The 1613-nt window shown below is 58.6% G+C and carries 1 protein-coding gene; it reads right to left on the bottom strand.

Annotated elements, in window-relative coordinates:
• Positions 1–1319: sodium-dependent transporter (locus tag RR842_RS14570; protein WP_332730293.1), on the bottom strand; the 1319-nt coding region annotated here is incomplete at its 3' end.
• Positions 1320–1613: the final 294 nt, after the last annotated feature.

Genomic DNA, 1613 nt, shown 5'->3' with positions numbered 1-1613 from the left:
GGTGCCACGTACTTGATCATGATCGTCCAAGCCTTCTCCAACTTGAACGGACCCGATAGTGTCACCTCACGTACAATAAGCTTCGGTTTCACGACCCAGCCTACAAAAATACACGTCAAAAGCGCGACGATGGGCATAAGTACCGAGTTTGAGATGAAGTCAAAGAAGTCCAGCATAGTCGTTCCCGCACCCAAAGGCTCGATAAACGAGAGGCCGTTGTAGCCGAGGTTCACCAGCGAGCCGGTTACCACGATGAACGCCATCACGGCGATAAGCGCCTTCTTACGCGACCACTTCGCACCGTCCTGCACGATGGAAACGCAGGTCTCCATAAGCGAGATACCGCTGGTCAGTGCCGCGAACAGCACCAGCAGGAAGAACAGGAAGCCCACGAACTGCGCCGCGCCGCCCATCTGGGCGAACACCTCCGGCAAGATCACGAACATAAGCGACGGACCCGACTTGGCCGCCACCGCGTCGCCCGAACCCATAGCCACGAACGCCGCCGGCACGATCATGAGACCGGCCAAAAACGACACGCCGATATCAAAGCCGCCGATGCGCACGACACTCTGCGTAAGGCTGGACTTCTCATCAAGGTACGAGCCATACGTGATCATGATGCCCATGGCCAGCGACAAGCTGTAGAACATCTGCCCCAATGCGCTGATGACCAGCTCTGGCGAGAACTTGCTGAAATCAGGCACCAGGTAGTACGCCGCGCCTTCGAGCGCGCCCGGCATGGTAAGGGTGTACGCCGCGATGCCCACCGCCACGACGATCAGCGCGGGCATCATGAACAGGTTCGCCTTCTCGATGCCACCCTTCACACCCCGTGCGACGACAACGAACACGATGGCCATGAACACGAACATCCACAGGAAGCTCTCCACGTTGCTGGTGATGAAGCCCGTGAAGAAGTTGCCGCCGTCGGCCAGCGCCGCCGGGCCTTCGAACACGTAAGCCGCCGTGTACTTCGTCACCCATCCGCCGATGATAGAGTAGTACGGCACGATAACGAACGGCACGATGGACGCCAGGACGCCGATGATGGCGTACTTCTTTCCGAACTGCTTGAATGCCCCGATGGCCGACTGGCCGGTAAGGCGGCCAAGTGCCGTCTCCAGCAGCAGAAGCGATACGCCGAGCGTGAACACCAGCACGAGATACGTAAGCAGAAACGTACCGCCGCCGTACTTTGCCGCCAAATAGGGAAAGCGCCACATATTCCCCAAGCCCACAGCAGATGCTGCTGCAGCTAGAATAAACGCCCACTTGCCCGACCATGCCGAGCGCGCGGGAGCATCAGTTGATGCCATCGAAAACCTCCTGGTACCGATAATCCTGCAATCCTCTGCACGGATTTCGAAGCGAGGACATCGGACCAGACGTGCCGATCCCCTCGTTTCGCAATCCGAATGCACCATTATACCGGGAAAGGACTCCGAACGAATCACATTTCTCCTACGAAACGCCTCGCTACCTCCGCAAGCCCCGCAGGCCCCGCAGGCCCCCGCAGCCCCGCAAGCCCCGCAAGCCCCGCAAGCCTCCCTGCAAATCTGAGATCTTGGTTAAGATGCTTGGGCATTGCCTCTCTTTCCTTTATCATGGCC

Source organism: Gordonibacter sp. (assembly GCF_036667095.1).
Lineage (GTDB): Bacteria > Actinomycetota > Coriobacteriia > Coriobacteriales > Eggerthellaceae > Gordonibacter.
This window is presented reverse-complemented; position numbering and strand designations above follow the sequence as displayed.